Annotated in this window: 2 protein-coding genes; both read right to left on the reverse strand. The window is 62.0% G+C overall.

Annotation, left to right across the window (positions count from 1 at the left end; translation table 11 throughout):
• On the reverse strand, positions 1 to 2,446 hold a 2,446-nt coding region (topA, locus tag EN935_RS28810), incomplete at its 3' end, for a type I DNA topoisomerase (RefSeq protein ID WP_127373875.1).
• A gap of 363 nt (positions 2,447 to 2,809) precedes the next feature.
• On the reverse strand, positions 2,810 to 3,062 hold a 253-nt coding region (locus EN935_RS28815; protein WP_127373876.1), incomplete at its 5' end, for a hypothetical protein.

Below are 3,062 nucleotides of genomic sequence, written 5' to 3' on the forward strand. Positions count from 1 at the left end.
GGGTGGCGTTGACCTTGCCGAAATTCACGTAAGGTCCGTATTTGCCGTCGCGCACGACGATCTTGCCGCCGCCATCGGGATGGTCGCCAAGCTCCTTCAGCGCAGCGGCAGTGCCGCCATTGCGGCCGCCCTTGCCCTTCAGCTGCTTCTCGGCGATCACCGACACGGCGCGGTTGAGGCCGATCGAGAACACATCCTCGATGCTTTCGAGATTGGCATAGGTGCCGTCATGCAGCACGAACGGGCCGTAGCGGCCGAGCCCGGCCGAGATCATCTTGGCCGTTTCCGGATGCTGGCCGACATCGCGCGGCAGCGACAACAGGGCGAGCGCCTTCTCGTGGTCGATCGACTCTGCCGTCCAGCCCTTGGGCAGGCTGGAACGCTTGGCTTCCTTGCCGTCGCCGCGCTGCAGATAGGGGCCAAAGCGGCCGCTGCGCAGCGTGATTTCCTCTGACGTGTAGGGATCCTTGCCGATCACCTTGGTGCCATCCTCGCCGCCGCCATTCTCGCCATTCGGGTTGGCGGCGTCGCCGAGCTGGCGGGTGAAGGAGCATTCGGGATAGTTGGAGCAGCCGACAAAGGCGCCGAACTTGCCGAGCTTCAGCGACAGGTTGCCGGAGCCGCATTTCGGGCAGATGCGCGGGTTCGAACCGTCTTCGCGGGCCGGAAACACCAGCGGCGCCAGTTCTTCATTCAGCGCGTCGAGCACATCGGTGACGCGCAGTTCCTTGATGTCGGCGACGGCGCCGGAAAAATCCTTCCAGAAATCGCGCAGCACGTCCTTCCAGGCGAGCTTGCCGTCGGAAATCTCGTCGAGCTTTTCCTCGAGGGATGCGGTGAAGTCGTACTCGACATAGCGCTTGAAGAAGCTTTCGAGGAAAGCAGACAGCAGCCGGCCCTTAGCCTGCGGCACCAGCCGGCGCTTGTCGATGGTGACGTAGTCGCGGTCTTCGAGCGTCTTCAGGATCGCCGTATAGGTAGAAGGCCGGCCGATGCCGAGCTCTTCCAGCTTCTTGATCAGCGAGGCTTCGGAATAACGCGGCGGCGGCTCGGTGGTGTGCTGGGTGGCGTTGATCGACTGACGGGCAAGCTGTTCGCCGGCACGGATTTCGGGCAGGCGGCGATTTTCCTCGTCTTCCGCATCGTCGTCCTTCTGATCGGTGTAGGCGGCGATGAAGCCGTCGAAGCGGACAACCGAACCGATGGCGCGAAGCTCAGCGGTGCGCGATCCATTGACCGCCTCGATCTCGGCGGTGGTGCGCTCGATCTCGGCGGACTGCATCTGGCTGGCGATGGCGCGCTTCCAGATCAATTCATAGAGCCGCATCTGGTCGGAATCGAGATATTGCCTGACCGATGCCGGGGTGCGCATGAAATCCGTCGGGCGGATCGCTTCGTGCGCCTCCTGGGCGTTCTTGGCTTTGGCGGTATATTGGCGCGGCTTTTCCGGCAGGTATTTTGCGCCGAATTCTTTGGCGATGGCGTCGCGGGCGGCCGAGATTGCCTCGGGCGCCATCTGCACGCCGTCGGTTCGCATATAGGTGATGAGGCCGGTGGTCTCGCCGCCGATCTCCATGCCTTCATAGAGCCGCTGCGCCACCTGCATGGTGCGGCTGGCCGAGAAGCCGAGGCCCGACGAGGCGGCCTGCTGCAACGTCGAGGTGGTGAAGGGCGGGCCGGGATTGCGCTTGGTCGGCTTGGCTTCGACCGACACTGCCTTGAAGGTCGCGCCTTCAAGCATCGACTTGATGTCGTCGGCCTGTGCCTTGTTGGAAATGTCGAGCTTTTGCAGCTTCTTGCGATCGAAGGCGGTCAGCCGCGCTTCGAAATTCTCGTTGCGTGGCGTGCCCAGCAGAGCTGCGATCTGCCAGTATTCCTCACGGATGAAGCGCTCGATCTCGGATTCGCGGTCGCAGACCAGACGTAGCGCAACCGATTGGACGCGGCCGGCCGAGCGGGCGCCCGGCAGCTTGCGCCACAGCACCGGCGACAGCGTGAAGCCGACGAGATAATCGAGCGCACGGCGGGCGAGATAGGCATCGACCAGCGGCGCATCGATTTGGCGCGGATTGGCCATTGCCTCCAGCACCGACGATTTGGTGATGGCGTTGAAGACGACGCGGCTAACCGGCTTGTCCTTCAGCGCGCGCTTCTGCTTCAGCACTTCCAGCACATGCCAGGAAATGGCTTCGCCCTCGCGATCCGGGTCGGTGGCGAGGATCAGGCCGTCCGCATCTTTGACCGCTTTGGCGATGTCGGCGAGGCGCTTGCCAGAGGCGGTGTCGACCGCCCAGGACATGGCGAAATCCTCATCCGGACGCACCGAACCATCTTTGGCCGGCAAATCGCGGACATGGCCGAACGAGGCCAGAACCTTGTAGTTCTTGCCGAGGTATTTGTTGATTGTCTTCGCCTTGGCCGGCGATTCGACGACGACGACGTCCATGAGGTCTCATATCAGCTGTGGTGCGGCAGAAGAATTCCGCTGCGCGCGACGAAATCTCGTTCTATTTGTCGCTCACATGGCCGCGCTTTTGCATCCGGTCAAGGGGAAGCGCCCAAATTGCGAGGCTGTCCGCAGCAATACACTCTTAGAGTGTATGGAGAAAATCACAGAATTTTGGGAAAGGGAGATGGTGGGCCTGAACCAGCGGAAACGACCCGATTCATTTTTCCACCGAGTCGCTGAAATGCTGCCCCGATCCGTAACGGGCGACATTATAACAGGCTGATTGATACTGGCCGCCGGCTGCATGGAGCGATGCCCGGCGACCAGCCCTTGTTCCGCCACCATGCGGGAATGGCGTATTTAGTTGGCCTTGACGATATGCCAGACCTCGCCGACACCGTCGCCGGCCACGTCGCCGGCCTTCTTGTCCTTGATGAAGGTATAGACCGGCTTGCCGTCATAGGCCCACATCTTGGTGCCGTCGGTGCGGTCGACAACGCTCCATTCGTCGTCCGCCTTGGCGCCGGCTTCGGCCTTCAGCGGCGGCCAATTGGTGGCACATTTGTCGTAGCAATTGGTCTTGCCCTTCGCGTCCTGGTCATAAGTATAAAGC

This window comes from Mesorhizobium sp. M7D.F.Ca.US.004.03.1.1, assembly GCF_003998635.1.
Taxonomy (GTDB): Bacteria; Pseudomonadota; Alphaproteobacteria; order Rhizobiales; family Rhizobiaceae; genus Mesorhizobium; species Mesorhizobium loti.